This is a genomic window from Psychromonas aquimarina ATCC BAA-1526, assembly GCF_000428725.1.
In the GTDB taxonomy this organism is placed as follows: domain Bacteria; phylum Pseudomonadota; class Gammaproteobacteria; order Enterobacterales; family Psychromonadaceae; genus Psychromonas; species Psychromonas aquimarina.
The window spans coordinates 1-26,361 of the sequence record NZ_AUAM01000040.1; the positions used below are offsets into that span (position 1 = coordinate 1).

The 26,361-nt window shown below is 43.3% G+C and carries 24 protein-coding genes and 1 tRNA gene; 19 read left to right on the top strand and 6 right to left on the bottom strand.

Features of this window, described 5'->3' with window-relative positions:
* Positions 1–78 precede the first annotated feature (78 nt).
* From G337_RS0114525 to luxS, 7 genes are all read left to right on the top strand, one after another.
* Positions 79–155, top strand: a tRNA-Arg gene (locus tag G337_RS0114525).
* A 623-nt stretch (positions 156–778) separates the two neighbouring features.
* On the top strand, positions 779–1,039 hold the full coding sequence (locus G337_RS0114530) for an oxaloacetate decarboxylase subunit gamma (protein ID WP_028864542.1): 261 nt from the start codon (positions 779–781) through the stop codon (positions 1,037–1,039).
* A 32-nt stretch (positions 1,040–1,071) separates the two neighbouring features.
* A complete protein-coding gene (gene oadA, locus G337_RS0114535; RefSeq protein ID WP_028864543.1) occupies positions 1,072–2,871 on the top strand; it encodes a sodium-extruding oxaloacetate decarboxylase subunit alpha in 1,800 nt (599 codons plus the stop codon).
* A 36-nt stretch (positions 2,872–2,907) separates the two neighbouring features.
* Positions 2,908–4,014, top strand: a complete 1,107-nt coding sequence (locus tag G337_RS0114540; protein ID WP_425414436.1) for a sodium ion-translocating decarboxylase subunit beta — start codon at positions 2,908–2,910, stop codon at positions 4,012–4,014.
* A gap of 208 nt (positions 4,015–4,222) precedes the next feature.
* Positions 4,223–5,803 carry a glutamate--cysteine ligase gene (gshA, locus tag G337_RS0114545; protein ID WP_028864545.1) on the top strand — a complete coding sequence of 527 codons (1,581 nt, stop codon included), beginning with the start codon at positions 4,223–4,225 and terminating at the stop codon, positions 5,801–5,803.
* Between the two features lie 205 nt (positions 5,804–6,008).
* Positions 6,009–6,623: a transglycosylase SLT domain-containing protein gene (locus G337_RS0114550; RefSeq protein ID WP_028864546.1), complete on the top strand. Its 615-nt coding sequence runs from the start codon at positions 6,009–6,011 to the stop codon at positions 6,621–6,623.
* A gap of 29 nt (positions 6,624–6,652) precedes the next feature.
* Positions 6,653–7,162 carry an S-ribosylhomocysteine lyase gene (gene luxS / locus G337_RS0114555; RefSeq protein ID WP_028864547.1) on the top strand — a complete coding sequence of 170 codons (510 nt, stop codon included), beginning with the start codon at positions 6,653–6,655 and terminating at the stop codon, positions 7,160–7,162.
* 344 nt (positions 7,163–7,506) lie between these two features.
* Here the strand turns inward: luxS and G337_RS0114560 are convergent, their stop codons facing one another.
* Positions 7,507–8,781, bottom strand: coding sequence for an HlyC/CorC family transporter (locus G337_RS0114560; protein ID WP_028864548.1), 1,275 nt, complete (start codon positions 8,779–8,781; stop codon positions 7,507–7,509).
* A 335-nt stretch (positions 8,782–9,116) separates the two neighbouring features.
* Here G337_RS0114560 and G337_RS0114565 point away from each other — a divergent pair, with 335 nt between their 5' ends.
* Positions 9,117–9,767, top strand: coding sequence for an endonuclease (locus G337_RS0114565; RefSeq protein WP_425414435.1), 651 nt, complete (start codon positions 9,117–9,119; stop codon positions 9,765–9,767).
* A 15-nt stretch (positions 9,768–9,782) separates the two neighbouring features.
* On the opposite strand, the gene G337_RS0114570 is transcribed toward G337_RS0114565, so the two are convergent.
* Positions 9,783–10,574 (bottom strand): cytochrome C assembly family protein, encoded by a 792-nt coding sequence (locus tag G337_RS0114570; RefSeq protein WP_028864550.1) that lies wholly within the window; start codon positions 10,572–10,574, stop codon positions 9,783–9,785.
* Positions 10,575–10,734: 160 nt separating this feature from the next.
* Between G337_RS0114570 and ffh the strand changes: the two genes are divergently transcribed.
* The 6 genes from ffh (at position 10,735) to G337_RS0114600 (ending at position 14,934) form a co-directional block, all read left to right on the top strand.
* Entirely contained in the window at positions 10,735–12,156 is a 1,422-nt protein-coding gene (gene ffh, locus G337_RS0114575; RefSeq protein ID WP_028864551.1) for a signal recognition particle protein, read from the top strand.
* Positions 12,157–12,451: 295 nt separating this feature from the next.
* Positions 12,452–12,700, top strand: a complete 249-nt coding sequence (rpsP, locus tag G337_RS0114580) for a 30S ribosomal protein S16 (RefSeq protein ID WP_019616161.1) — start codon at positions 12,452–12,454, stop codon at positions 12,698–12,700.
* A gap of 24 nt (positions 12,701–12,724) precedes the next feature.
* Positions 12,725–13,252: a ribosome maturation factor RimM gene (gene rimM, locus G337_RS0114585; RefSeq protein WP_028864552.1), complete on the top strand. Its 528-nt coding sequence runs from the start codon at positions 12,725–12,727 to the stop codon at positions 13,250–13,252.
* Between the two features lie 19 nt (positions 13,253–13,271).
* Positions 13,272–14,018, top strand: a complete 747-nt coding sequence (trmD, locus tag G337_RS0114590) for a tRNA (guanosine(37)-N1)-methyltransferase TrmD (protein ID WP_028864553.1) — start codon at positions 13,272–13,274, stop codon at positions 14,016–14,018.
* A gap of 41 nt (positions 14,019–14,059) precedes the next feature.
* The gene (rplS, locus tag G337_RS0114595) at positions 14,060–14,410 is read left to right on the top strand and encodes a 50S ribosomal protein L19 (protein ID WP_019616158.1); all 351 of its coding nucleotides are present in this window, start codon (positions 14,060–14,062) and stop codon (positions 14,408–14,410) included.
* 152 nt (positions 14,411–14,562) lie between these two features.
* A complete protein-coding gene (locus G337_RS0114600; protein WP_028864554.1) occupies positions 14,563–14,934 on the top strand; it encodes a YbaN family protein in 372 nt (123 codons plus the stop codon).
* 10 nt (positions 14,935–14,944) lie between these two features.
* On the opposite strand, the gene G337_RS0114605 is transcribed toward G337_RS0114600, so the two are convergent.
* Positions 14,945–16,882 carry an ATP-binding protein gene (locus tag G337_RS0114605; protein WP_028864555.1) on the bottom strand — a complete coding sequence of 646 codons (1,938 nt, stop codon included), beginning with the start codon at positions 16,880–16,882 and terminating at the stop codon, positions 14,945–14,947.
* A 272-nt stretch (positions 16,883–17,154) separates the two neighbouring features.
* Between G337_RS0114605 and hldE the strand changes: the two genes are divergently transcribed.
* Positions 17,155–18,585: a bifunctional D-glycero-beta-D-manno-heptose-7-phosphate kinase/D-glycero-beta-D-manno-heptose 1-phosphate adenylyltransferase HldE gene (gene hldE, locus G337_RS0114610; RefSeq protein WP_028864556.1), complete on the top strand. Its 1,431-nt coding sequence runs from the start codon at positions 17,155–17,157 to the stop codon at positions 18,583–18,585.
* Positions 18,586–18,639: 54 nt separating this feature from the next.
* On the opposite strand, the gene G337_RS0114615 is transcribed toward hldE, so the two are convergent.
* Together G337_RS0114615 and tolC are read right to left on the bottom strand one after the other, a co-directional pair.
* The gene (locus G337_RS0114615) at positions 18,640–19,284 is read right to left on the bottom strand and encodes a nitroreductase family protein (RefSeq protein ID WP_028864557.1); all 645 of its coding nucleotides are present in this window, start codon (positions 19,282–19,284) and stop codon (positions 18,640–18,642) included.
* A gap of 66 nt (positions 19,285–19,350) precedes the next feature.
* Positions 19,351–20,679 (bottom strand): outer membrane channel protein TolC, encoded by a 1,329-nt coding sequence (gene tolC, locus G337_RS0114620; RefSeq protein WP_028864558.1) that lies wholly within the window; start codon positions 20,677–20,679, stop codon positions 19,351–19,353.
* Between the two features lie 118 nt (positions 20,680–20,797).
* Between tolC and nudF the strand changes: the two genes are divergently transcribed.
* From nudF to parE, 4 genes are all read left to right on the top strand, one after another.
* Complete coding sequence (gene nudF, locus G337_RS0114625) at positions 20,798–21,448, top strand: ADP-ribose diphosphatase (RefSeq protein ID WP_028864559.1); 651 nt, start codon at positions 20,798–20,800, stop codon at positions 21,446–21,448.
* A gap of 194 nt (positions 21,449–21,642) precedes the next feature.
* Positions 21,643–22,470, top strand: a complete 828-nt coding sequence (gene cpdA, locus G337_RS0114630; RefSeq protein ID WP_028864560.1) for a 3',5'-cyclic-AMP phosphodiesterase — start codon at positions 21,643–21,645, stop codon at positions 22,468–22,470.
* Positions 22,470–23,042 (top strand): YqiA/YcfP family alpha/beta fold hydrolase, encoded by a 573-nt coding sequence (locus G337_RS0114635; protein WP_028864561.1) that lies wholly within the window; start codon positions 22,470–22,472, stop codon positions 23,040–23,042. The genes cpdA and G337_RS0114635 overlap by 1 nt, the downstream gene beginning before the upstream one ends.
* Positions 23,043–23,172: 130 nt before the next feature.
* Positions 23,173–25,062, top strand: coding sequence for a DNA topoisomerase IV subunit B (parE, locus tag G337_RS0114640; RefSeq protein ID WP_028864562.1), 1,890 nt, complete (start codon positions 23,173–23,175; stop codon positions 25,060–25,062).
* Positions 25,063–25,098: 36 nt separating this feature from the next.
* Here parE and G337_RS0114645 read toward each other — a convergent pair whose 3' ends face one another.
* The gene (locus G337_RS0114645; protein ID WP_028864563.1) at positions 25,099–26,358 is read right to left on the bottom strand and encodes a cyclic di-GMP phosphodiesterase; all 1,260 of its coding nucleotides are present in this window, start codon (positions 26,356–26,358) and stop codon (positions 25,099–25,101) included.
* Positions 26,359–26,361: the final 3 nt, after the last annotated feature.

The window sequence follows — 26,361 nt, forward strand, 5'->3', positions numbered from 1 at the left end:
GGTTCGAATCCCTTCACCCGCACCATTCTTTGTTTTTAAGAGCTTTATAATATTAAGTCCGTTAATATTATGCACTATGCGGGTGTAGCTCAGCTGGATAGAGTACCTGGCTACGAACCAGGCGGTCAGGGGTTCGAATCCCTTCACCCGCACCATATTTCTCCCCTGTTTATTTATCTCTGTTTTATCTTTTTCTTGTGCTTTAAAATATATTTCTATATTTCTATATTTCTATATTTCTATATTTCTATATTTCTATATTTCTATATTTCTATATTTCTATATTTCTATATTTTATCTATACAGCTAAAAAAATACTAAAAGTGAATAAAAATTTACTATTTCAGAATAAATTGTCATATTTATTCTTCTGCATAAATTCTGCTTAATTAGTCACTTTCTGCTGCTCCTTCAGCCCGCTAAACAGCCCGGATCCGCGTTGTTTTTGTGCACTGCTTCACTGTTTGAAAAACTATCTGTAATTGTCGCTATTTTGGGCGTTTAAACTGAGATCTTGCCCTGCTTTCAATTTTATACGAAAACCAGTACAATATTAGTCCCTTAGAAGCGACATTTAATTTATATTAAGCCTGTATCTAAAGGAATTATAAAGCCGTTAAAGCATATTTGTACTGCTTTAAGCTGGTTTCGAATAATGAAGAGGTTTATTAAATAACCGTTTTTCATGCGTTAAACTTATATTGTTAGTGAATATTTATTCAATTTGATGTGTTATAGGCAGGCAACTATTAGCTGAATGTAAAAAGGATAATAAAGTATGGATGTTACTGAGTCATTATTTAGAGCATTAACACTACTAGGGTTAGGAATGACCTTTGTATTTTTGTTTTTGGGTTTATTAATGATTGCTGTCAACCTGATGGCTAAATATATACCTGCTGATGAACCCGCTGTAAAAAGAAGCGTGGTCCCGCGAAAACAACCCTCAACTGTCTCGTCTGAGTCAGAAATCAATCCAAAATTAATCGCCGCTATTAGCAGTGCTGTGCAGCAGTATCGTAAAACTGAAGCAGCATAATGGGGAAAGAACTAATGAAGGAGCAAGTGAATATGTCTAAGCCTCTCGCAATTACAGAAGTAGTACTACGCGACGCACACCAATCATTATTTGCAACACGTATGCGTATCGACGATATGCTGCCGATTGCAGAGAAACTTGATAAGATCGGTTACTGGTCTTTAGAGACCTGGGGCGGTGCAACGTTTGATTCATGTATTCGTTACCTGGGTGAAGATCCGTGGGATCGTATCCGTGCTTTAAAAGCAGCTATGCCGAAGACTCCGCAGCAGATGTTATTACGTGGTCAAAACCTGCTGGGTTACCGTCATTATGCCGATGATGTTGTTGAAAAGTTTGTTGAGCGTGCACACACTAACGGCGTCGATGTATTCCGTATTTTTGATGCAATGAATGATGTGCGTAACTTTGAAACTGCAATTAAGTCTGCCGTTAAAATCGGTGCTCATGCACAGGGCACTATCTCTTATACTACCAGCTCGGTTCACTCTATCGACGGCTGGGTTGATATGGCAAAACGCCTGGAAGATATGGGCTCGCACTCTATCTGTATCAAAGATATGGCAGGTTTATTAAAACCTTATGCTGCAGAAGAGCTGATCACAAAAATTAAAGCCGCTACCGATATCCCTCTGGCACTGCACTGCCACGCAACGACAGGTTTAAGTGTGGCAACACAGCAGAAAGCGATTGATGCAGGCATTGATATTGTTGACAGTGCAATTTCTTCAATGAGTATGACTTACGGCCATTCACCAACAGAAACCTTAGTGTCTATCGTTGAAGGCACTGAACGTGATACCGGGCTTGAATTACCTCAATTAGCTGAAATTTCTTCATATTTCCGTGAAGTTCGCAAAAAATATGTGAAATTTGAAGGTGAATTAAAAGGTGTGGATCCGCGTATTCTTATCGCACAGGTACCGGGCGGCATGTTAACCAATATGGAAAGCCAGCTTAAACAGCAGGGGGCCGCCGATAAGATGGATGATGTATTAAAAGAGATCCCGCGTGTACGTGAAGACCTTGGTTTTATCCCGCTGGTTACACCAACTTCGCAGATTGTCGGTACGCAGGCGGTTATCAATGTATTAATGGGTGAGCGTTATAAAAACATCACTAAAGAAACTGCCGGTGTATTAAAAGGTGAATACGGTGCTGCTCCTGCTCCGGTTAATGCACAGCTGCAGGCTAAAGTATTAGACGGCGGTGCTGCAATAACCTGCCGCCCTGCTGATAATCTCGCTCCGGAAATGGATACTATTGCAGCTGAACTTAAAAAAGTGGCTGCGGAAAAAGGTATTAAACTTGCCGAGCAGGAGATTGATGATGCGCTGATTTATGCTTTATTCCCGGAAATCGGTCTTAAATTCCTAGAGAACCGTAATAACCCGGACGCTTTTGAACCTGTACCAAGTGCAGATGATCTTAAGCCGGCCGCCGCTGCACCGGCTGCTGAAAAAGGTAAAGTTGAAAGCTATTCTGTGGCTGTTGACGGCCAGCTGTTTAATGTTCAGGTTGGCCCTGAAGGCAGTATTTCTGGAATAACAGCTGCTCCTGATTCTGCTCCTGCTGCACCAGCCGCTTCGGCACCTGCCGCGCCCGTTTCTAATGCTGAAGGTGAAGATCTTCCAGCTCCGCTGGCGGGTAATATTTTTAAAGTATTAGTTAATCAAGGTGAGCAGGTTAGTGAAGGTGACGTACTGCTGGTGATGGAAGCGATGAAGATGGAAACTGAAATCCGCGCTACCAAATCCGGTGCTGTACTGGCTGTTCAGGTTAAAGAAGGCGATTCAGTAGCTGTGGGTGAAGCCCTGTTTGTAATCGGGTAAGGAATCAGAGACGTGGATGGATTAACAAAACTTTGGATGGATACAGGCATAGCAAATTTCGGGCTGCCTGATCTGGTGATGATTGCCGTTGGTTGTTTATTATTATACCTGGCAATTGCACGTAAATTCGAACCTCTATTATTATTACCTATTGGTTTTGGCGCTATTTTAGCGAACATACCGAATGCTGGTTTTAATGATGAAGGCGGTATGCTTTATTACGTTTACCATGTTGGTATTGAAACGGGGGTTTTTCCGTTAATTATCTTTATGGGGGTTGGCGCTTTAACTGACTTTGGCGCGTTAATCGCGAATCCTAAGGTACTGTTTTTAGGCGCTGCTGCTCAGTTTGGTATTTTTGCAACGCTGTTCGGGGCTATTTTACTTAACTTGATTCCTGGTTTTGAATTCAGCCTGCAGGATGCATCTGCCATTGCAATTATCGGCGGGGCAGACGGTCCGACAGCTATCTTCTTAGCGTCCAAGCTTGCACCTGATCTGCTGGGGGCGATTGCGGTTGCCGCATACTCGTATATGGCGCTGGTGCCTATTATTCAGCCGCCGATTATGCGTGCGTTAACGACACAGGAAGAGCGTGAAATAAAAATGGAACAGTTACGCCCGGTAAGTAAAAAGGAAAAAATTATTTTCCCGCTTGCTGTACTGCTGCTGACTATTCTGTTTTTACCGGCCGCCACACCGCTGGTTGGTATGTTCTGCCTGGGTAACTTGATGCGCGAGAGTGGTGTTGTTGAGCGCTTAAGTTCAACTGCGCAGAACGAGCTTATTAATATCGTGACTATCTTCTTAGGTTTAGGCGTCGGTTCAAAATTATCAGCCGATAAGTTCTTAAATATTGAGACATTAGGTATTCTGGCGTTAGGGGCGATTGCTTTCTCAATCGGTACTGCGTCTGGTGTGATTATGGCTAAGATTATGGGGCGCTTCTCGAAAAGCCCGATTAACCCTCTAATTGGTGCCGCCGGTGTTTCTGCCGTACCTATGGCCGCACGTGTGGCTAATAAAGTGGGACTGGAAGCAAATCCGCATAACTTCCTGCTGATGCATGCGATGGGACCCAACGTTGCCGGTGTACTCGGCAGTGCGGTTGCCGCCGGTGTACTGCTGGCATTAGTCGGTTAAAACACTGTGTTTTATTTTACAGGCCGCTTAATTAAGCGGCCTTTTTTTTAGCCTGACTTGTCTGCCTGGTTTTTCCTGCAAAAATCCTCTTCTAAGAACAGGAAAATTAGTCTGCTATGTCAGTTGTTATAAAATAGTTAAAGCTTGTAAACAGTGTCTTTTTTAAGGTACTCTGCTAGCTCTTTTCGTAAATTCAAAGGGTCTGCTCTTGTCTCTCGATTTTAAACAACGTATGACTGTTATAGGTCAAAAACCGCAGTCACTGGTCGGCTTCGGCCGCGGTATAGAACGTGAAGCTCTACGTGTTAATCCGGATGGTAAACTTTCACAAAAAGGCCACCCTTATGCTTTCGGCAGCGCTTTGTGCCATAGCTCTATTACAACCGATTTCGCAGAAAGCTTATTAGAATTTATTACGCCGGTTGCCAGAGATGTTAATCAGCTTTTTGATTATCTTAATGATATCCACCATTATGCGGCTAAAAACTTAGAAAATAATGAATCATTATGGCCGATGAGCATGCCTTGTTACGTGCAGGATGAAGATCAGGTTGAATTAGCACAGTACGGCAGTTCAAATGTAGGTCTGATGAAAACAGCTTACCGCCAGGGGTTAAAAAACCGTTACGGCAATATGATGCAGATTATTTCCGGAGTGCATTATAATTTTTCACTGCCGGAAGCATTCTGGCCGGTCTGGGCTGATATACATAACTCAGACCTGGCGGGTAAAGATGCGCAGTCCAGCGGTTATCTGGGACTGGTACGTAACTATTTTCGTTACGGCTGGGTTATTCCTTTTCTTTTCGGCGCTTCTCCAGCTTTATGCAGTTCCTTTATTCAGGGCAGAGAAAACGATTTTGAATTTAAAAAATCTGGTAAAGGGACTATTTATCTGCCCTATGCGACTTCATTGCGCTTAAGTGATCTGGGCTATACCAGCAGCGCGCAGTCTGGACTTAAGGTGGGTTATAACAGTATTGATAACTACCTTGCTTCTGTTCGTCATGCATTAGCTCAGAAAGCACCTGAATTTACCGGTTTAGGTATAAAAGAAGACGGCAGCTACAAGCAGCTGAATGACAATATACTGCAGATTGAAAATGAACTATATGCATCAATCCGTCCGAAACGGGTGCAGAAAAAAGGTGAAACCCCGTCACAGGCGCTTAATGCGCGGGGGATTGAGTATATTGAGATCCGCTCTTTAGATGTTAATCCCTTTTCTAAAGTCGGGATCACCGAAGAGCAGGTTAACTTTCTGGATCTGTTCCTTACCTGGTGTGCGGTTATTCCTTCTGCGGAAATATCAGAAGCACAGTCGAAGCTGTTTTCCAGCAACCTTAACCAGATCGTGACAAAAGGGCGGGAGCCTGGCCTGGCACTTAATATTGACGGCAGTGAGCAGAGCGTTGCGGACTGGGGGAACTGGCTTACGGAGCAGCTTAAGGAACTTGCCGTTGTATTAGACGGGAATAGAAACTGTACGCGTTATCAGACCGCGATAGCACATATTGCACCGCGTTTTGCCAGCCCTGAGCTGACCAGTTCAGCGCGTATTCTGGAAATGATCACCGCAAATGATTCTGATAACGGTCCGCTGGCACTGAGTCTGGCTAAAACCTATAAAGAAGAGTTAATGACACAGGGATACCGTATCTGGTCAGACAGCTTTTTTGAGCAGGAAAAATCAGATTCATTACAAAAACAGCAGAAAATTGAAAGTAATGATGTGCTGAGTTTTGATGACTACCTGCAGCAGTATTTTATTAACTCGGAAAAAGAATAAAAAAAAGCCTCTTTAATAAGAGGCTTTTGAAGGAATATAATATGTTTAACTATGCGACGTTGATGGTTAGGCAACGGTTTTTCTAACGTTGTTGATTAGGCAACGCGGTTGTTATCACACTGGTGGTTAGGCAGCGTGGCTGGTTTTATAAATATTATTGCTAATGTTTACAAACGATTAGTCAGTGTGACTGGGAATAAGTTCAATGAATTTCAAAAAAAATTTAATATTTATTTTAAGTGCTTTATTTTTAACCGCCTGCGCGACTCCTCCGCCTAAAAATCCAGATAATATCTGTGAAATATTTTATGAGCATCGCGACTGGTACAGTGCTTCTAAGGATATGAAAGAGAAGTGGGGCACGCCGATTCATGTGCCGCTGGCAATGATGTATCAGGAAAGCAGCTTTAAACATAATGCTGCGCCGCCGATGGAATACTTCTGGTTTATTCCCATCGGCAGGGCGAGTGATGCTTACGGCTATGCGCAGGCGAAAACCATGACCTGGTCTGATTATAAGCGCGAAACAGGCAACAGCTGGGCTGATCGTGATGATTTTGCCGATGCCATTGATTTTATGGGCTGGTTTACTAATAAAACGCAGAAAATCAACGGCGTGTCCAAGTGGGATGCCTATGCTCAGTACCTGAATTATCATGAAGGCTGGGGCGGTTATAAAAAGAAGAGTTATAATAAGAAACCCTGGCTGATTAAAGTTTCTCGTAAAGTTGATAATCGTTCCAAACAATATGCCGCCCAGTTACGCGGCTGTCAGGAAAATTTAGATTCAAGCTGGTTATGGCGATTGTTTTTTGCCTAAACCGCAACCCGTTATAGAAAGGAAAGAAAATGCCGTTATTAGATAGTTTTACTGTTGACCACACTATTATGAATGCGCCTGCAGTGCGTATTGCAAAAACCATGCAGACACCGGGTAAAGATACCATTACTGTGTTTGATTTACGTTTTACCGCCCCGAATAAAGATATTCTTTCAGAGAAAGGTATTCATACACTGGAGCACCTTTATGCCGGTTTTATGCGTGACCATTTAAATGGTGACAGTGTCGAAATTATTGATATTTCGCCTATGGGCTGCCGTACCGGTTTTTACATGAGCCTGATCGGTACGCCGACTGAAACACAGGTGAGTGATGCCTGGTTAGCTTCTATGCATGATGTGCTGGCGGTTAAAGAGCAGAATGACATTCCGGAACTAAATGAATACCAGTGCGGTACTTATGCTATGCACTCTTTAGCTGAAGCGCAGGAGATCGCAAAGGCAATTATTGATGCAGGTATCGGTATTAATAAAAATGAAGATATTGCGCTGAGTGAAGAGCAGTTAAAGCAGCTTTAAACTAGCCGCTGGTCATATATACCCGTTACCAATCAAAATGCATTTATCAGTCGCCAGCTTGGACACCAAGACAAGGCGCAGTATGATGACAATGGCTAGTCCTTATCGAATGCTGCAACGCAGTATTGGTTTTCGAGCTGACGACCCGGAGGGCAAGGTGTAAGGTAATCATCTTCGTTGTTGTGAAGTCTCGATTTAACCCGTTAGATCTTCACTTTCACGCCTAGAATCTGTTCACCTTACGACTTGCTGATTTTTGCATCTTGAATGATAACGGGTATAAAGTAAAAAGGCGCCTCTCCTGACTGGAAGGCGCCTTTTTTAATGCCTTGAGAAAAGGGAAATCAGTTTTCTTCACTGAACAGGTGCGGCATAACTTTTACCAGTTTAACCATGTTATTTTCCACTTCTAAAATCTCCATGGGATAGCCGCAGATCCGTGCACTGATTCTGCCCGTCGGGATCTCTTCAAGATGTTCGAGGATCAGGCCGTTTAATGTGCGCGGTCCGTCAGTCGGCAGAGTCCAGCCCATCTCTTTATTAATATCACGAATTCCCAGGCTGCCTTCAATAATATAGGAGTCATCCTGCTGTTTATGGATTTCCTGTGAGCTGTGAGGTTCATGGGTGGTGGTAAAGTCACCGACAATCTCTTCTAAAATATCGGCCAGTGTTACTAAGCCCTGGATATCGCCGTATTCATCAACCACTAAACCGATACGTTCTTTATTATGCTGGAACTTAACCAGCTGGGTATTAAGCGGTGTACCTTCCGGGATGAAATATAACTCTCTGACACTGCGCAACAGGGTGGTTTTGGTAAAATCTTCTTTTAACAGGATCAGCAGAGAATCACGCGCATGAAGAAAACCGATAGCATCATCGATGGTGTCGCGATACAGCAGGGTCATAGTATGAGTGCGGTGTTTAAGCTGTTTGAGAATGGTATCCCAGTCCTGATTGATATCAATAGCGGCAATTTCATTACGCGGGATCATTATTTCGTCAACGGTAACCTTTTCCAGCTCAAGGATACTCAGGAGCATCTGCTGGTGATGTGCGGGGATCATAGTTCCGGCTTCATGCACCACCGAGCGCAGTTCGTCACTTGAAAGCGCGTTATCATTCTGCGGTGTGACGCTGATACCGAAAATGCGCAATAAACCGTTGGAAATACCGTTAATCAGCCACACCAGCGGGCTGAGTAATTTCTGCAGCGGGCGCAGAATCAATGAGCTTGGAAAAGCAATTTTTTCCGGATAAAGCACTGCTAAGGTTTTCGGTGTTACTTCTGCAAAGATCAGAATCACTAGAGTTAGTGTACCTGTGGCAATGGCGATACCAGCATCACCAAACAAACGCTGCCCTAGAATGGTCGCCAGTGCAGAGGCTAATATATTAACCAGGTTATTACCGATTAAGATTAAACCAATCAGTTTATCCGGCTGATTAAGCAGTTTTTCAACCCGAACTGCAACTTTGTTATTATCTTTAGCAAGATGGCGTAAGCGGTAGCGGTTTAGCGACATCATACTTGTTTCTGAGCTTGAAAAATAAGCAGAGATAACGATTAAGATAATAAGTGTTATCAGTAATGCACTGGTCGGTATGTCGTTCAAAATATTCTCTTTGAGCTGTTAGTATTAACTAGGGATAGTAGCGAAGAAAAGTAGATAAAACAAAGATGATTGCTGAGATTCTTATAGTGACTCCAGCCCTGAAAAATTTTACAGCTTTGTTTTCGCCTGTCACAGTATAAAAACAAAAGCATAATTATGCCTGTGTGCCTGCTGATTTATTTTTAATTAAAGCCTAAGAGGCAGAGCTGATAAACTGACGTTTTTTCTCCTGGTGCTCTGTTATCAAATACTTAATTCTACTTCTGCTGTTTTCAGCTGCTCTGTCTGCCGACCCCGGCAATGCCGCTAATCACTCTTTTAATAAAGCTAAAAAAATGCTGGAAAGACAGGTATACACAAACGACCTGGAGCGTAAGACCATTTACTGTGGGGCGCAGTTTGACAGTAAAAAAAAGGTCACTGCTCCGGCTGGTTTTCAGGCCGATAAATATAAAAAACGGGCGAAAAAAATAGAGTGGGAACATGTGGTGTCGGCGGAGAACTTCGGGCGCACCTTTAGCGAATGGCGTCAGGGCAATGCTCAGTGCGTGAGCCGCAAGGGGAATTCATTCAAAGGGCGCAGATGCGCAGAAAAAGTGAATGCTGAATACCAGCTTATGCAGGCTGATATGTATAATTTGTTTCCTGCGATCGGCGCAGTTAATGCCAGCCGCAGTAATTACAACTTTGTAATGCTCGCGGGCAAGGAAAGCAGCTTCGGCTCCTGTGCCATGAAGATAGCCGCTAAAAAAGCTGAGCCGCCGCAGTCGGCACGGGGGCAGATAGCCAGAACTTACCTGTATATGGCAAGTGCCTACCCGCGTTATAAAATGAGTAAACAGCAGTATAAATTGATGACTGCCTGGCATCAGCAGTATCCGGTCAGTAACTGGGAGTGTCTGCGGGCGAAGAGAATTGCCCGGCTGCAGGGTAATCTGAATCAGGTGTTGATTAAAAGCTGCGGTGAAGCGGGTTACAGCATTTAACTAGCTAGATCATTATCAGGTCAGAATAATTTCACGGACAAAGCGGCTGCCGAAATAAGCAAGTGTTAACACGGAAGAGCCGACAATGGTGATGTAGACAACAAAACGCCCGCGCCAGCCTTTAGTGTAGTGCCCCCATAATATGACCGCATAAATAACCCAGGCTATCAGGGTGAAAACCGCTTTATGCGCTTTTCCCTGGGCAAACATATCTTCAAGAAAAATAAAGCCGGTCAGCAGGGTGCAGGTTAATAAAATAAAACCGATAAAAATAAACTGAAACAGGCTTTTTTCCAGGGTCATTAACGGCGGCATATTGATCTGCGTTAATGGTGATTTGTGGTTTTTCAGGCGGTAATCAATATATGCCAGCTGTATGGCCAGCAGACTGGCAATGCTTAATATCGAATAAGCTAACAAGGCAAATATGATATGCGATCCCACCTGCGGGTGTGTTTCCAGGTGGGTAATAAAATGGCTGGGCAGATAAACAACGGCGGCGAAATTTATTACAGTAAAAGCGTAAACCACCGGCAGCAGTACGCCGGTATTTAGGCGTTTGCTGGCAAAAGTAGAAAGTGCTGAGATGATAAAAGTGACCAGAGAGAGCACATTCAACATAGGCAGGTTCTGCCCGTCGACTAGAATAATATGCTGATACAGCCAGACGGCATGGCTTGATAAAGCAATGGTAATAGGGATTAACTGCCAGACAGGCTGAGATTTATTAGGTGAGAACAGCTGTCTAACTGCAGCCGCACCTGCAGCAATGTAAAAAAAACTGCTAATTAACGCAAAATAATCCATATCAGCCCACTAATTACTTTTTAATAGACCTGATTATACGCGCAGCTTTGCCCTTAAAACAGTTTTTATCTGCTTTATTAAGCCGATCAGAAGTTAATACTATTTTGAATATCGATAAATGCGTATAATCGAGTTAATTTATTAGTAACGAGATCTGAACATGTTTGAGAATTTAACCGATCGATTGTCGAAAACCCTAAAAAACATTAGTGGCAAAGGGCGTTTAACCGAAGACAATATTAAAGATACCTTACGCGAAGTACGCATGGCTTTATTAGAAGCTGATGTGGCCTTGCCTGTAGTTCGTGACTTTATAAAAGCCATAAAAAAACGTGCTGTCGGCCAGGAAGTAGCTAAAAGCTTAAGCCCGGGCCAGGCATTTATTAAAATTGTTCAAAATGAACTTGAACTGGCAATGGGTGAGGTTAATGAATCATTAAACCTTGCGACGCAGCCGCCGGCTGTTCTGTTAATGGCGGGTTTACAAGGTGCGGGTAAAACCACCTCTGTAGCAAAATTAGCGCGTTTATTAAAAACTAAAGAAAAGAAAAGTGTTTTAGTGGTGAGTGCCGACGTTTACCGTCCGGCCGCTATTAAACAGCTGGAAACCCTTGCCGGTGAAGTAGATGTTGAATTCTTCCCGAGTGATATTACACAAAATCCTATTGATATAGCGAATGCCGCTATTGATCATGCTAGAAAGCAGTTTATTGATGTCGTTATGGTCGATACTGCAGGCCGTTTACACGTAGACGGCGAAATGATGGATGAGATTAAAGAGCTGCATAAGGCGATTGATCCGGTAGAGACTCTGTTTGTGGTTGATGCCATGACAGGTCAGGATGCGGCTAATACTGCAAAAGCATTTAATGAAGCCCTGCCTTTAACCGGTATCATCTTAACCAAAGCGGATGGTGATGCCCGTGGTGGTGCGGCGCTTTCTATTCGTCATATTACCGGCAAACCGGTTAAATTTATCGGTATGGGTGAGAAGGTTGATGCCTTAGAACCTTTCTACCCGGATCGTATTGCCTCCCGTATCTTAGGTATGGGTGATGTTCTTTCTTTAATCGAAGAGCTTGAAACCAAAGTTGATAAAAAGAAAGCAGAAAAATTAGCGAAAAAAGTTCAGAAAGGTAAAGGTTTTGATCTGGAAGACTTCCGTGACCAGCTTGTACAGATGAAAAGTATGGGCGGCATGGCCGGCATGATGGATAAACTGCCGGGTATGGGGCAGGTGCCGGATGCTGTAAAGAGTCAGGTTAACGATAAAAGTACCGCTCAGATGGAAGCGATTATTAACTCTATGAATAAAAAAGAGCGCGCTAAGCCGGAGATTATTAAGGGGTCGCGTAAGCGCCGTATTGCAGCTGGTTCAGGTACGCAAATTCAGGATGTTAATAAACTGCTTAAACAGTTTACCCAGATGCAGAAAATGATGAAGAAAATGTCCGGTAAAGGCGGCATGCGTAAAATGATGAGCGGTATGCAGGGTATGCTGCCGCCTGGAATGGGCGGCGGTGCCGGCGGCATGGGCGGTATGGGAATGCCTCCTGGTCTGGGCGGATTTAGAAAAAAATAAGACTTTTCTAGAAAACTTATAAGTTTAAAGCCCAGGTTAGAGCGTCTCTAACCTGGGCTTTTTGCTGTAGGGCGTAAATATCTGCGTGCCTTTCAATGACTCAATAAGTGCTTGGCTCTTCTTATTTTTCTTATGTATCTCCACTGTTTTTACTGGAATAAACTGCACTAAATTTGAGCAAAGTGTGATTTTGATTGTTCTTTTTTTGAATAAGGGTATAATTTTGCGGCTTTCTACAAAAGCAAGTGGTCAGAAACCTCTGACTTTCGACGTTTAATAATAAATAGAGGACGATATGGTAACTATTCGTTTAGCTCGTGGTGGCGCTAAAAAACGCCCATTCTACCAAGTGGTAGTAACTGATAGCCGTAACGCACGTGACGGCCGTTTCCTTGAAAAAGTAGGTTTCTTTAACCCTACTGCACAAGGTAAAGCAGAAAAATTACGTTTAGATACAGATCGCATCAACCATTGGGTTGGTCTTGGCGCACAGCTAAGTGATCGTGTTGCTAAATTAGTAAAAGATAACGCTGTAGCTGCTTAATTGCAGTCAGGTGAGGAGAATTAGGTGAGCGAAAAAGCAGAGCCGATTGTAATGGGTAAATTTGGTGCAGTATACGGCATCAAAGGCTGGTTAAAAGTCCACTCCTACACCGATAATGCTGAAAGCATTTTTGAATATAAGCCGTTGTTAATGAAATCAAAAGGGCAGCTTCAAGAGGTTAATATAACTGACTGGAAACGCCACAGTAATGGTTTTGTTGCAAAAATAGCAGGATTTGATGTCAGAGAAGAAGCGCAGGCCTTAGTTGGTTTGGAGCTGTTCGTTGACCCGGATAAACTTCCAGAACTGGAAGAAGACTTCTATTGGCGTGATTTGATCGGGTGTCAGGTTAACACTGACAAAGGTTATGATCTCGGTGTTGTCACCGATATGATGGAAACAGGCTCTAAAGATGTGCTTGTTGTAAAAGCCAACTCGAATGATGCTTTTGGACAAAAAGAACGGTTAATTCCGTTTATTGAAGAGCAAGTAATTTCTAATGTAGATATTACGGGCAAATTAATTACAGTTAATTGGGAACCTGATTTCTGATTACCCTGGGAGAAAAGTGATGTGGATAGGGGTTGTAAGCCTCTTCCCGGATATGTTTCGGGCCATTAGCGAGAATGGGGTAACAGGTCGAGCAATTAAAAATAATCTGCTTTCGATTCAATGCTGGAATCCGCGTGATTTCACTTTGGATAAGCATAGAACGGTTGATGATCGTCCCTATGGCGGCGGTCCTGGTATGCTGATGATGGTGCAGCCCTTACGGGATGCGATTATTGCAGCAAAACAGGCAGCTAAAGAAGCAGGACATGAGGCAAAGGTGATCTACCTTTCTCCTCAAGGACAGCGTTTAGACCATTGCGGTGCGCAGTCATTATCAGGCTCTGAAGCTTTGATTCTGGTTGCAGGGCGCTATGAAGGTATAGACGAACGGGTAATAGAAAGCCTGGTTGACGAAGAATGGTCAGTCGGTGATTATGTTTTAAGCGGCGGCGAACTGCCGGCCATGATCCTTATTGATGCTGTGGTACGTTTTGTACCGGGTGTTTTAGGTCATGTGTTATCAGCCGAGCAGGACTCCTTTGCGGATGGTCTGCTGGACTGCCCGCACTATACACGTCCTGAGGTGTTAGACGGAAAACAAGTGCCGAGTGTGTTATTGAGCGGTGATCATGAAAAAATTCGCCTTTGGCGGTTAAAACAGTCACTGCAGCGCACGATACAAAGAAGGCCCGATTTATTAAACAACCTAGCTCTGACTGACGAGCAAGTTAAAATACTTGCTGCTCTGGAAAGTGACTCCAACTAACCAGCGATGTTATTGGTTAACTAGGCTAAAAAGGTATTAAAATGAGCAATATTATACAAGCAATTGAAAATGAACAGCTACGTACGGATATCCCTAAATTTTCACAGGGTGACACTGTAGTCGTACGTGTTCGCGTAAAAGAAGGTGAAAAAGAGCGTCTTCAGGCATTTGAAGGTGTTGTAATCGCTAAGCGTAACCGTGGTTTACACTCTGCATTCACAGTTCGTAAAATCTCGAACGGTGAAGGTGTTGAGCGTGTTTTCCAAACTCACAGCCCACTTGTAGGAAGCGTTGAAGTTAAACGTCGCGGTCTGGTTCGCCAAGCTAAACTATACTACTTACGTGAACTTACTGGTAAAGCTGCTCGTATTAAAGAGAAGCTTGGTAAGTAATAAACAGCCCCTTAATTCAATTATCCTCTCTTAGGCTGATTGAATGCTGGTAAGTTGTTAAATTGCTGGGCAGTTTATAACCGTTTTTACGGTTGTCGACTGCTTTAAAAGGCCTGCAGACTGCGGGCCTTTTTTATAGGTAAACAATAATAATGCGCAAAATCGTTATTCGTTATCTGCTCATAACCTGCGGCTGCCTAAGCACTATTATCGGCCTGATCGGTATTATTGTGCCTCTCCTGCCGACAACTCCTTTTCTTATTCTGGCATTAGCCTGTTTTGCCCGCAGTTCTCCCTGTTTTCATCAGTCTCTGTTAAATGCACCTTATCTGGGAGTGATATTAAATGACTGGGAAAAAGAAAAAAAGATAGATAAAAAACGCAAGAGAAGCATCTATGTAATTGTGCTTGGTGCCTTTTTTATCTCTATCCTTGCTGTGCATCCCTCTTTTTTACTGCAGCTGTTACTGCTGTTAATTATGTGTATTGTGCTGTTTTTTATCCGCTCAATCGATGAAAAATAATCCTGCCAACTTACCAGGTTGGTGAATCTTTATGGGCGATAACAGATGTACGCTCACTTTCAATATGCGGATTAAATATCGGCAGAGTGATTATAAAGCGCGTGAATTGATCGGGCTGCGACTCAATCTCTATCGTTCCGTGATGACGTTTGATTATTTGCGAACTAATGGTTAGGCCTATGCCTAAACCAAAATTTCCCTCTCTTTTGGTGGTGTAATTAAGCTCGAAAATTTTTGTTAAAATATGCTCAGGAATACCCGGCCCGTTATCTTCTATGATCACCTGTACACTCGGGGCTTCGTCATAGGGCTGGTATAAGGTTGATATTTTAAGTGTGCCTTTGCCTTCGGTTGCGTCAATCGCGTTAGATATTATATTGGTCCATACCTGCTCTAATGCAATCGGATGACATTCAACATCCGGGAGCTGCTGGTACTCTTTAATAACCTGGTAGTGTTTGAGTTTATTTTCAAAAATAATCAGCGTTTCTTCTAATCCGTCGTGAATATTAACCGTTGAAGATTGTTCGCTGTCCTGGCCGGCATAATGTTTTAAACTTTTTACCAAACCGGCGATGCGCACGGCACAGGCGTTACTGTTTCTTAAAATGGTACCGGCCTGGTGAAACTTATCTAACAGGTCGACCGTTTCTTTTAAGCTGAGATAGTTATCCACGGGAATAGTCTTTCCGTCAAGATTCATATTGACCATTTTTTTGGCGAGCTGCTTATCTTTAATGGTGCCCTGCAGTACTTTAGTACGTTTGCGGATTTCTGATGTAGAAAGCGGGGTAACGGTTAATCCTGCCTGCAGTGTTTTTTGTGCCAGCAGTGAGAAATCACTTTCGCTGTTGCTGCTAAGCAGGGTGGAAATAAGGGTAGTTAAGGTATCAGAGCCTCGTAGAATGGCTGCAACCGGATTATTAAGCTCATGTGCAACCCCGGCAACCAGCTGGCCTAATACCACCATTTTTTCGCTTTCAATCAGCTGATTGTAGGCAATATCTAAGGAGTGCAGGGTTTCCTGCAGCGCCAGCTCGGTGGAAATACTATGCTGCAGGCGGCGGTTAAAATTACGCAGAAGCAGGTTGGTAAAAGGAGCAAGCAGTGCGGAATTGGACTGCATTATCTGTGAAAAGATAGCATTATCAACTTTTAATACTTCCGTATCTGTTAAGGTGATACCGGTGCTGAATGCGCATTCCTCGGTCAGAAATGACATGCCTCCCACCATAGTACCTTCCTGCATAATGGTAATATCCTGCGTTTCCCCCTGGGCATTACGCTTTTTAAGCAGTACTTCGCCTTTGGTAATAAACCACAGAAAACGGTTTTTTTCACCTTCGCGAGTCAGTATATGGTTGGCGCTGTAAGAGCGGCGCACTTTATGTTCATCATTTTTTTCAAGGATTTTATGCAGTGATTTAATTACTAAGTTTGACAGCTCGGAATCTGAATACAGTGAATAATCAAGAAATCTGTCCTGAAAATTAGATGGGGCAGACTGCTCCGGTTTATGAAGCAGGCGGGTTTTATCCACAATGCTGCTTTGTTTCTGTTCATGTTGATTATTTATCTTATAAGCACTCATCTCGCGCTGAATAATATGAGTCAGCTCTTTTGCCTGATAAGGAAGCTGCAGAAACTGATCAATACGCCCCTGGTTAATGCAGTCGCTCAGCTCTGTTACGCTGGCATCGGCCGCATAAATAATTTTACGCATTAAGCTGCAGTGAGACTGCCTGCACAGAATAACAGCACTACCCTCTTCGAGTTTGAGTGCACAGAGTATTAAAGCAATTTTCTGCCTGTTTTGTATGATAAGCCGTTCGGCCTGGTGAATATTAGCCGCTTCTATTAATGTCAGGCGGGCACTTAAAGGCAGAAGATCCTGTTTGATCTGCGCAAGGCGCTGCTGATTACTATCAACACATAACATGGTTAACATAAATAGGGCTCCTGAAAGATAAAGGCGCTTAATTAATAAGCCTAAAACAGTATAAGCAGGAGGTGTTTATTTGTAAGCCTCTGTTTTTTCTTCTTATGATCTGCAGCGGATCTTTTTTCAAGATGCTGTCCGGCTGCGCTTAAGCCGCCTGCAGTAAAGGTCTGCGCCTGCTCAGGTTTTATAAAATAGCAAATGATTGAAAATGAGATTTTGATATGATTATGCTAATCTTACCCGCTGCTTCATTTAAAACTTATATTAAGAGAGACTACATGAAAATAACATTACCAGAATATGCAAATGCCCAGGTCTTAGTTGTCGGCGATGTGATGTTAGATCGATATTGGCATGGTCCTACAGGCAGAATTTCTCCTGAAGCGCCTGTTCCTGTTGTTAAAGTTGAACAGATTGAAGAACGTCCCGGCGGTGCCGCCAATGTTGCATTAAATGTGGCCGCTCTTGGCGGTAAGGTTAACTTAATTGGTTTAGTCGGTGACGATGAACCTGCGGCCGCTTTACGTAAAAGCCTGCAGTCGGTACATGTAAATACAGATTTTGTTACTATTGATAACTTTCCTACGATTACCAAATTACGTGTATTAAGCCGTCATCAGCAGTTATTACGTTTAGATTTTGAAGAAGGTTTTCATGATGTAAACAGCGCGCCTATTTTAGAAAAAATGCAGACGCTGCTGGTTAATAATAATGATGTTGTTATTTTATCTGACTACAATAAAGGCTCATTAGCTGACGTGCAGAGCATGATTCAGCTTGCTAAAAAAGCCAATGCAAAAGTATTAGTAGATCCGAAAGGCTCTGATTTTGAAAAATACCGTGGTGCGACGCTGCTGACTCCGAATTTATCGGAATTTGAAGCGGTAGTGGGTACCTGCAGGAGTGATCAGGAAATCGTTGAACGCGGTCTGGCAATTATTAAAGAATTTGATCTTGAAGCGTTACTGGTTACCCGCAGTGAGCACGGTATGACTCTGCTGCGTGAAGGTGCCGCACCCTTCCATCTACCGACACAGGCACAGGAAGTTTATGATGTAACGGGTGCCGGTGATACGGTTATCTCAGTACTGGCATCTTCATTAGCGGCCGGCAGTTCATTTGAACATGCATGTACATTAGCGAATGCGGCCGCTGGTGTGGTTGTCGGCAAAATCGGTACATCAACGGTTAATACCATTGAACTGGCGAATGCGGTTTACAGCCAGCAGGAGATTGGTTTCGGTGTACTTTCTGAAGAGCAGTTAAAACTGGCTGTTAAGCTTGCCCAGCATCGTGGTGAAAAAGTAGTAATGACTAACGGCTGCTTTGATATTTTACATGCAGGTCATGTTTCTTATTTAAATACAGCTAGAGAGCAGGGAGATCGCTTAATCCTTGCTGTAAACAGTGATGAGTCGGTACGCGGCCTGAAAGGTGAAGGCCGACCGGTTAACCCGGTGGATCGCCGTATGGCAGTCCTTGCCGGCTTAGGTGCTGTTGACTGGGTTATCGAATTCAGTGAAGAAACACCACAGCGTTTGATTTCTGAAATACTGCCGGATCTTTTAGTGAAAGGCGGTGATTATAAACCTGAAGAGATTGCCGGCGGCAGTGAGGTGGTTGCTAACGGCGGTGAAGTCCGTGTGCTGCAGTTTGAAGAGGGCTGCTCAACCACTGAAATAATTAAAACCATCCGTAATGAAGCTTAATAAGCGCCTGCAAAACAAAAAGAGAGGTTAAAAACCTCTCTTTTTTTATCACTGTTATTTAATTTCAGTGATCATTTTATCCTTGGGAAAACGTACTTTCTGAGCTTTATCCAGGGTGTTGAAGTCATTTATATCACGCGAGCCGATCACGGCACTGACCACTGAAGTTAAGCCTTTTTCTTTTAAACCCAGCAGCTTATCCATTTCTTGTGGATCAAAACCTTCGATGGGACAGCTGTCCAGGTCGAGCAGTGCACAGGTAGTAAGAAACTGTCCGAAGACAAGATATACCTGGCGCTTCAGCCACTCCTGTTTATCTCTTTCCGACATGCTGCCGACGTAATTATCAAGCATCGCCAGGCGCCCTTCATTTACTTCAACATGACGGGTAGAAGCTGTCAGCTCTTCAATCTCCAGCAGATCTTCTCTGGCAAAGGCGGTTTTGGCACAAAAGACTAACAGATATGAACTGTCTTTATATTTTGCCTGGTTACTTTCCCAGGTGGTTTCGGCTAAACGTGCTTTTTCACTCTGGCTGCTGATTAAATACAGATGCCATGCCTGTGAATTAATAGAGGTTGGTGCCAGCCGCAGAGTCTCTAGTAAAAGGTTTAGTTTTTCCTGATCAACATCTTGACCGGCTTTAAATATTTTAGTGCTGTAGCGTTTTTGTAATGCTTGTTTTAGTTTTTCTAACACAGCTTTTCTCCTGTAAAAAAGGGAAGCACATTGCTTCCCTTCTTGTAATAACAATCAAATTATTATTTAGTTAGTGCTTTGCTGCTTTTCATCAATCAGAGTAGCGGAAACATCGCTGATATCCTGCTCAGATAATGTACCTGCAGAAAACTTAAGCTGCAGCATATTGATGGTGTAATCGTAACGGGCATTTGCCAGCTGATTTTCTGATGCGTATAAATTACGTGTCGCATCTAAAACGTCAACAATAGTACGTGTACCCACTTCAAAACCAGCTTCCGTTGCTTCAAGTGCACTGCTTGAAGATTTTACTGTCTGCTCATAAGCGCGGATAGAACTGATTGATGCACGAACATTGTTATAACCACTGTTAATTTGTGCTTCAGTTGCCCGGAAAGTCTGTATTAAATCTTCGCTGGCCATTACATAGCTGTACTGTGCCTGTTTCACTTGAGAGGTAATTCTGCCGCCCGTATAGATAGGTACATTTAAGTTTAGGCCGACATTGCCGGAAGTGGCGTCAATATCGGTCATTATTGATTCATCATAATCCTGATTAGTGTAACCAACACCCGCAGTTAAATCTAAAGTCGGTTTATGTCCGGTTTCTGCTAAATCGATCTGCATTTGGGCAACCTCTTTAGCAATACGCATACCGTGCAGATTAAGATTATGCTCCAGAGCTTTATTGCGCCAAAGTTTTACATCACCTTCGATAGGTTGAGGTGCAAAGGTATCTTCATTTAAATAAGCAACATTGGAGATATCTTCGCCGGTTAATTCTCGCAGTGAGTAATATGAATTTGCCAGGTCATTTTCGGCCTTGATTTCATCTGCTGTTGTTCTATCAAATTCTGCCTGTGCTTCATGAACATCAGTAATGGCAATTAAACCTACTTCAAAGCGCTGCTTAGTCTGTTCAAGCTGACGGGCAATTGCACGTTTATTTGCTTTAACTGACTGCACCGCTTCATCTGCGCGTAACACATTAAAGTAAGCGGTAGCAGTTCTAAAGATCAGATCCTGTGCCGCGTAGCCGTAGGCGGTTGCAAACTGTGTGGCTTGTTTTTCGGCAATATCTAACTGCTGCCAGTATGTACCGCTGTACAGCGACTGGGACAGAGACAGATCGGCACCATATTTTGTGTTAGTACCAGTATCATCACCATCAATGGTACGGCCTGCATTTAATCCGAAACCAATCTGCGGTAATAAAGCTGCATTGGCTTCTGATACTTTTTCTGCATACACATCATACTGTGCTTTGCTTTTTAGAATGGTGGGATCTTTAAGTTTGGCTACTTGATAAACCTGTAATAAATTATCAGCATTAACAGAGTAACTGAAAGTCGATAATGCAATTAAAGTTGAGATAGAAATTCTTTTTAACGTCATGGCAAAGCATCCTGTTGAGCAAAGCTAATAGTTGATAAAATTAGGAAAATAGAGTGTTCACTTAGTGTATTATAAAAAAATACTATTATGTAACTATTTTCAGGGGGATTGGAAAAAAATGAACGAACATTCACTTTTAAGCTCGTCAGAGCAGATTAATTATGATCACAGCGATGTTGAAGTAGTAAAAAAAGAACCTTTATATAAAGGTTTTTTTGAATGTAATAAATATACGCTAAGGCACAAACTGTTTGCCGGCGGCTGGAGTCCGGAAATTCAGCGTGAGTTTTTTGAACGCGGACATGCAGCCGCTGTTTTACCCTATGATGCCGAAACTGATACGGTTGTACTGGTTGAACAGTTTCGTTTCGGCGCCATGGGGGGGCAGCAGTCCCCCTGGCTGCTTGAATTAGTCGCCGGTATTATTGAAGAGGGTGAAAAAGCTGCTGAGGTGGTTGAACGGGAAGCACTAGAAGAGGCGGGATTAACGGTGAAATCATGCCGCTTTATCCTTAATTTTCTAGTAAGCCCGGGCGGAACAACCGAGAAGATTGATCTGTTTATTGCTGATGTAGACAGTAGTGATGTCGGCGGCATTCATGGGCTGGCTGAAGAGGGAGAAGATATCCGTGTGCACGTTGTTCCAAGAGAGACTGCTTATCAGTGGGTAATCGACGGCAAAATCAATAATGCTGCGGCTGTTATCGCTCTGCAGTGGCTGGAGCTGAATAAAGATACCTGGCAGGTATCACATACTGACAATATCTAACTGCACAGTTTTTATCGGCTTATTGAAAGACATGTTTATAAAGGTAAATGTGTCTTTACCGACATTTTTAGCTATTTGTTGGTAATCGAGGCCCGGCTAATGGTAAAATTGTGCACTTAACGGCTTATAAAAAAGCTGCTTAATTTATACTCAATAACAATACATTAACAAACGTTTGAAGCCACAAGAATGCTATGAAGACAAAAGTCGCACAATTAAAAGCAAATAAGCAGGGCTGTTTAGAGCTTCTGCAGATAACCGATACCCATCTTTTTGCTGACAGGGACAAGGATCTGCTCGGCATAAAAACGGTGCAGAGTTATGAAGCTGTCGTTGAGCATGCCCGTCAGTACTCGACTGACTGTCAGGCGGTTTTATCTACGGGAGATCTTTCTCAGGATCATTCCGCGCAGTCATATCTGGATTTTACTACAGAGATAAAAAAACTGGATATGCCCTGTTACTGGCTGCCGGGCAACCATGATATACAGACTGTGATGCTGCCGAGTTTATTAAAGCAGGGGCTGGCGCGGACAACACAAATCAGCAGTGAGTTCTGGCAGATTATTTTACTGGATTCGCAGGTGGAAGGTGTTCCCCATGGTTTTTTAAGTGACGCACAATTATGTTTCCTGGAAGAAGCATTAGCAGAGCATCCCTATAAACATACCCTGATTTGTATTCATCATCATATTTTACCCGTCGGCTCTGCCTGGCTGGATCAGCATATATTAAAAAATAATGAACAGTTTTTAGCCTTAATTAAACCTTTTAAAAATATACGTGCAGTTTTATCCGGGCATGTCCATCAGGCTGGTGATGTCACTCAGGACGGTGTGCGTTTTTTAACCACCCCGTCAACCTGCGTACAGTTTAAACCCAATTCCGATGATTTTGCATTAGACTCGCGTGCTCCCGGCTACCGTTACTTAGGACTTCACAGAAACGGTGAGATTGAAACTAAAGTTGAGCGGATAGAGCAGGGTGCATTTACTGTTGATGAGGATGCAAAAGGTTATTAATGGCACAGGTATTATTGTCATTACACGGTTTTCATAGCTCTCCGGCCTCGTTAAAAGCGAAGCAGATGTCTTCCTACTTAAGTGAATTCTTTCCTGATATTCAATTTATCTGTCCGCAGCTGCCTTCTTTGCCGGAACAGATGTGGGCAATGGTTGAGTCTGTGTTTGCACAACACAAGAATGATCAGATTGCAGTAATGGGAAGTTCACTGGGCGGTTATTTAGCGGCAAAAGCCGCGCAGAAATATTCAGTGAAGACTGTACTGATAAACCCGGCTGTTTACCCATATCGTTTATTAGAGTCATATGCCGGCAGACAGGTGCACCCGTATACGGGTGATGAATATCAGATTGATCAGAACTTTATGACTCAGCTAAAAGCTCTAGAAGTGCCGTTGTTAAGCAGACCGGAAAAATGCTGGGTTTTATTACAAAAAGAAGACGAAGTTTTAGATTACCGTCAAGCCTTCAACAAATACAAGCAGTGTAAAATGAGTTGTGAAGAGGGAGGCGATCACAGCTTTGCTGGTTTTGAGCGTTATCTGCCGGATATTATTAAGTTCCTGTTTTAATTTTCATACTCGACACGGCAGTCAGTTATCTTCATTAACTCTTCAAACAGTTATTAGCTGTAAATATTCATTTTCTAACGCACCGCGTAAGATTTTATTCAATTATTGATTTTCCAAGATAGGTACAAGCATGAGCGAGCAATACAATTCAGATTCCATTGAGGTACTAAACGGGCTGGATCCTGTCCGTCACCGCCCGGGAATGTACACCGAAACCTCACGCCCCAATCATCTTGGTCAGGAAGTTATTGATAACAGTGTCGATGAAGCACTCGCTGGTCACGCAGCTTCGATTCAGGTCATATTACATGAGGACCAGTCACTAGAAGTGATTGATGACGGCCGCGGCATGCCGATAGATATTCACCCCGAAGAGGGAATCTCCGGGGTGGAGCTGATTTTCTGTAAACTGCATGCCGGCGGCAAGTTCTCCGGTAAAAACTATGAAATATCCGGTGGTCTGCACGGGGTAGGGATTTCGGTAGTTAATGCTTTATCAACACGTATTGATGTACATATCCGCCGTGATGCTAAAGTTTTTCATATTGCTTTTGAACATGGTGAAAAAGTTCAGGAGCTGCATCAAGTTGATACCTGCGGTAAGCGTAATACCGGGACCAGCGTACATTTTCGCCCGGATCCCAAATACTTTGACAGCGCTAAATTTTCCATATCACGCCTGCTGCATCTGCTTAAAGCCAAAGCGGTGTTATGCCCGGGTTTAAGCATTAAGTTTAAAGATAAAGTTAATAAAAATAACTATGAATGGTGCTATCAGGACGGTTTAAATGACTACCTGATTGAAGCTGTTTCAGAAAATGAGCTGCTGCCTGCCACTCCTTTTGTGGGGCAGTTTACGGCAAATAGAGAAACTGCAGACTGGGCGGTTGTATGGCTGCCTGAAGGCGGCGATTCTATATCAGAGAGTTATGTTAATTTAATTCCAACGGCGCAGGGCGGCACGCATGTTAACGGCTTTAGACAAGGTTTATTGGATGCGATGCGCGAGTTCTGTGATATCCGCAATCTGCTGCCGCGCGGTATTAAATTAAGTCCGGAAGATATCTGGGATAAATGTGCTTATATCCTTTCAGTTAAAATCAAAGAGCCGCAGTTTGCCGGACAGACAAAAGAACGTTTATCTTCACGCCAGTGTGCTGCTTTTGTTTCCGGTGTTGTTAAAGATGCTTTTAGTTTATGGCTGAATGCTAATGTGAATGAAGCTGAGCTGCTTGCTGAATTCTGTATTAATAATGCCCAGACCCGTACCCGTAAAAGCAAAAAGGTAGCACGCAAGAAAATAACTCAGGGGCCGGCACTGCCGGGCAAATTAACCGACTGTTCTACCCAGGAACCGGAACGCGGCGAGCTTTTCCTAGTGGAAGGGGACTCGGCGGGAGGCTCGGCAAAACAAGCGCGGGATCGGGACTTTCAGGCAATTTTACCGCTTCGGGGTAAGATAAAAAATACCTGGGAGGATGAATCCGATGTTATTTTAAACTCTGATGAGATACATAATATTTCTGTAGCAATTGGTATTGACCCTGCCAGCTCGGATTTGTCTGCTCTGCGTTACGGTAAAATCTGTATCCTTGCCGATGCCGACTCAGACGGTCTGCATATTGCGACCTTAGTCTGCGCACTGTTTGTACGCCATTTCCGGCACGTAGTTGATGCAGGGCATTTTTATGTCGCTATGCCGCCTTTATACCGTATTGATATCGGTAAAGAAGTTTTTTACGCCCTGGATGAAGATGAAAAAGAGGGGATTCTGGACCGTATCGAAGCAGAGAAAAAGCGCGGTAAAGTCAATGTGCAGCGTTTTAAAGGGCTGGGGGAAATGAATCCGGATCAGCTCCGAGAAACCACCATGGATCCTAATACCCGCCGCCTGGTGCAGTTAACTACCACTGATGCGGATAAAATGTTAGAAATGATGGATATGTTATTAGCCAAGAAACGTGCCGGTGATCGTAAAGTCTGGTTAGAAGATCGCGGTGATATGGCCTCGGTTGATTAATATAAACAAATAAGCCCGGATTTCCGGGCTTATTGCTTAACTTTCTTCCTGATGTTCAAAGTAATAATTTACCCGGGCCCGCGGATTCAGATATTCCTGAATATTTTCCGGCAGCCTTGCAGGAACAAGGACTTTTTCAATGGTTATCTCTTTTTCGCTTAATGAGATAATCGGCGCATCATTTTTAGGGATAGAGGGATCATAGATCATTACATTCGGCTGCAGAATATTTTCTTTGCTCACGCTCATTACCAGTGCCAGTTTTTCATTGGAAAGCTGCACGATACATCCCGGCGGGTAAATTCCTAATTCCTTGATTAACAAGCCTAACACTTCTTTATTAAGCTGCTTGCTTTTGTTCTTATAGAGGTAAGATAAAGCATGGTAGGGTGTACGGCTCGGGTGTTTATTGGTTGGATTACAAATATTATCATATTCATTAGCTATGGTAACAATTTGTGTTAGCAGGCTGATCTGATCACCGCTTAATTTCTTCGGGTAGCCGCTGCCGTCCAGATACTCATGGTGCTGACTGACTATTTCACTTACTGACTTAGGAAACCCTTGAATATTATTGATTTTGTCTAGAGCAAAGCGGACATGCATTTTATAATAATTATTCTCAGCCGGTGTTATCTGCGGTCTGTTGTGCAGAATCTGATTGGGAATTTTACTTTTTCCGAGGTCGTGGAATAAAGCGCCCAGCCCTAGATAGACTAACTCCTGCTCCGACAATGCTAATGCCTTGCCGAGGATCATGGACAAAATGGCAACATGAAATACATGGCTGTGGTACTTATCCCCCTCCTGGCCCTCTTCCATTAAATGCAGCATGGTACTGTTGCTTTTATTGAGCTTAGCGGTAATACCGCTGACTAACTCCTTTGCATCAGTTAATGCCTGCGGAGCCTGGTGTTCCAGTTTTAAATTAATTGCACGCACCGCGGACAGTGACTGTTTAAAATCATTTTCACATTTGCGTAGGTTTCTTAAGTAGGATTTCTGCTCTTCAACCTTGCGCTCTTTTTCCAGCCACAGTTCATTTAAATAGGTATTTTCTCCGTCATCAGCCTGTTCTTCATTCTTGATATCTTCTCTAGGGGGAAGCGGAGTGCTGTCACTTTTCTCGGGAATATAAATAACAAAGCTGAAGTCTAATGACTGCAGTGCTTTGATCTGTTCCTGGTCTTGAATTTTGAAGCTGCTGAAAAGAAACGGATGGCCTCCCCAGGAACAGGGAAGCTGAATATACAAGCCGATAGTCAGTCTGTCGGTTGATAGTTTAATCTTGCTCATTTA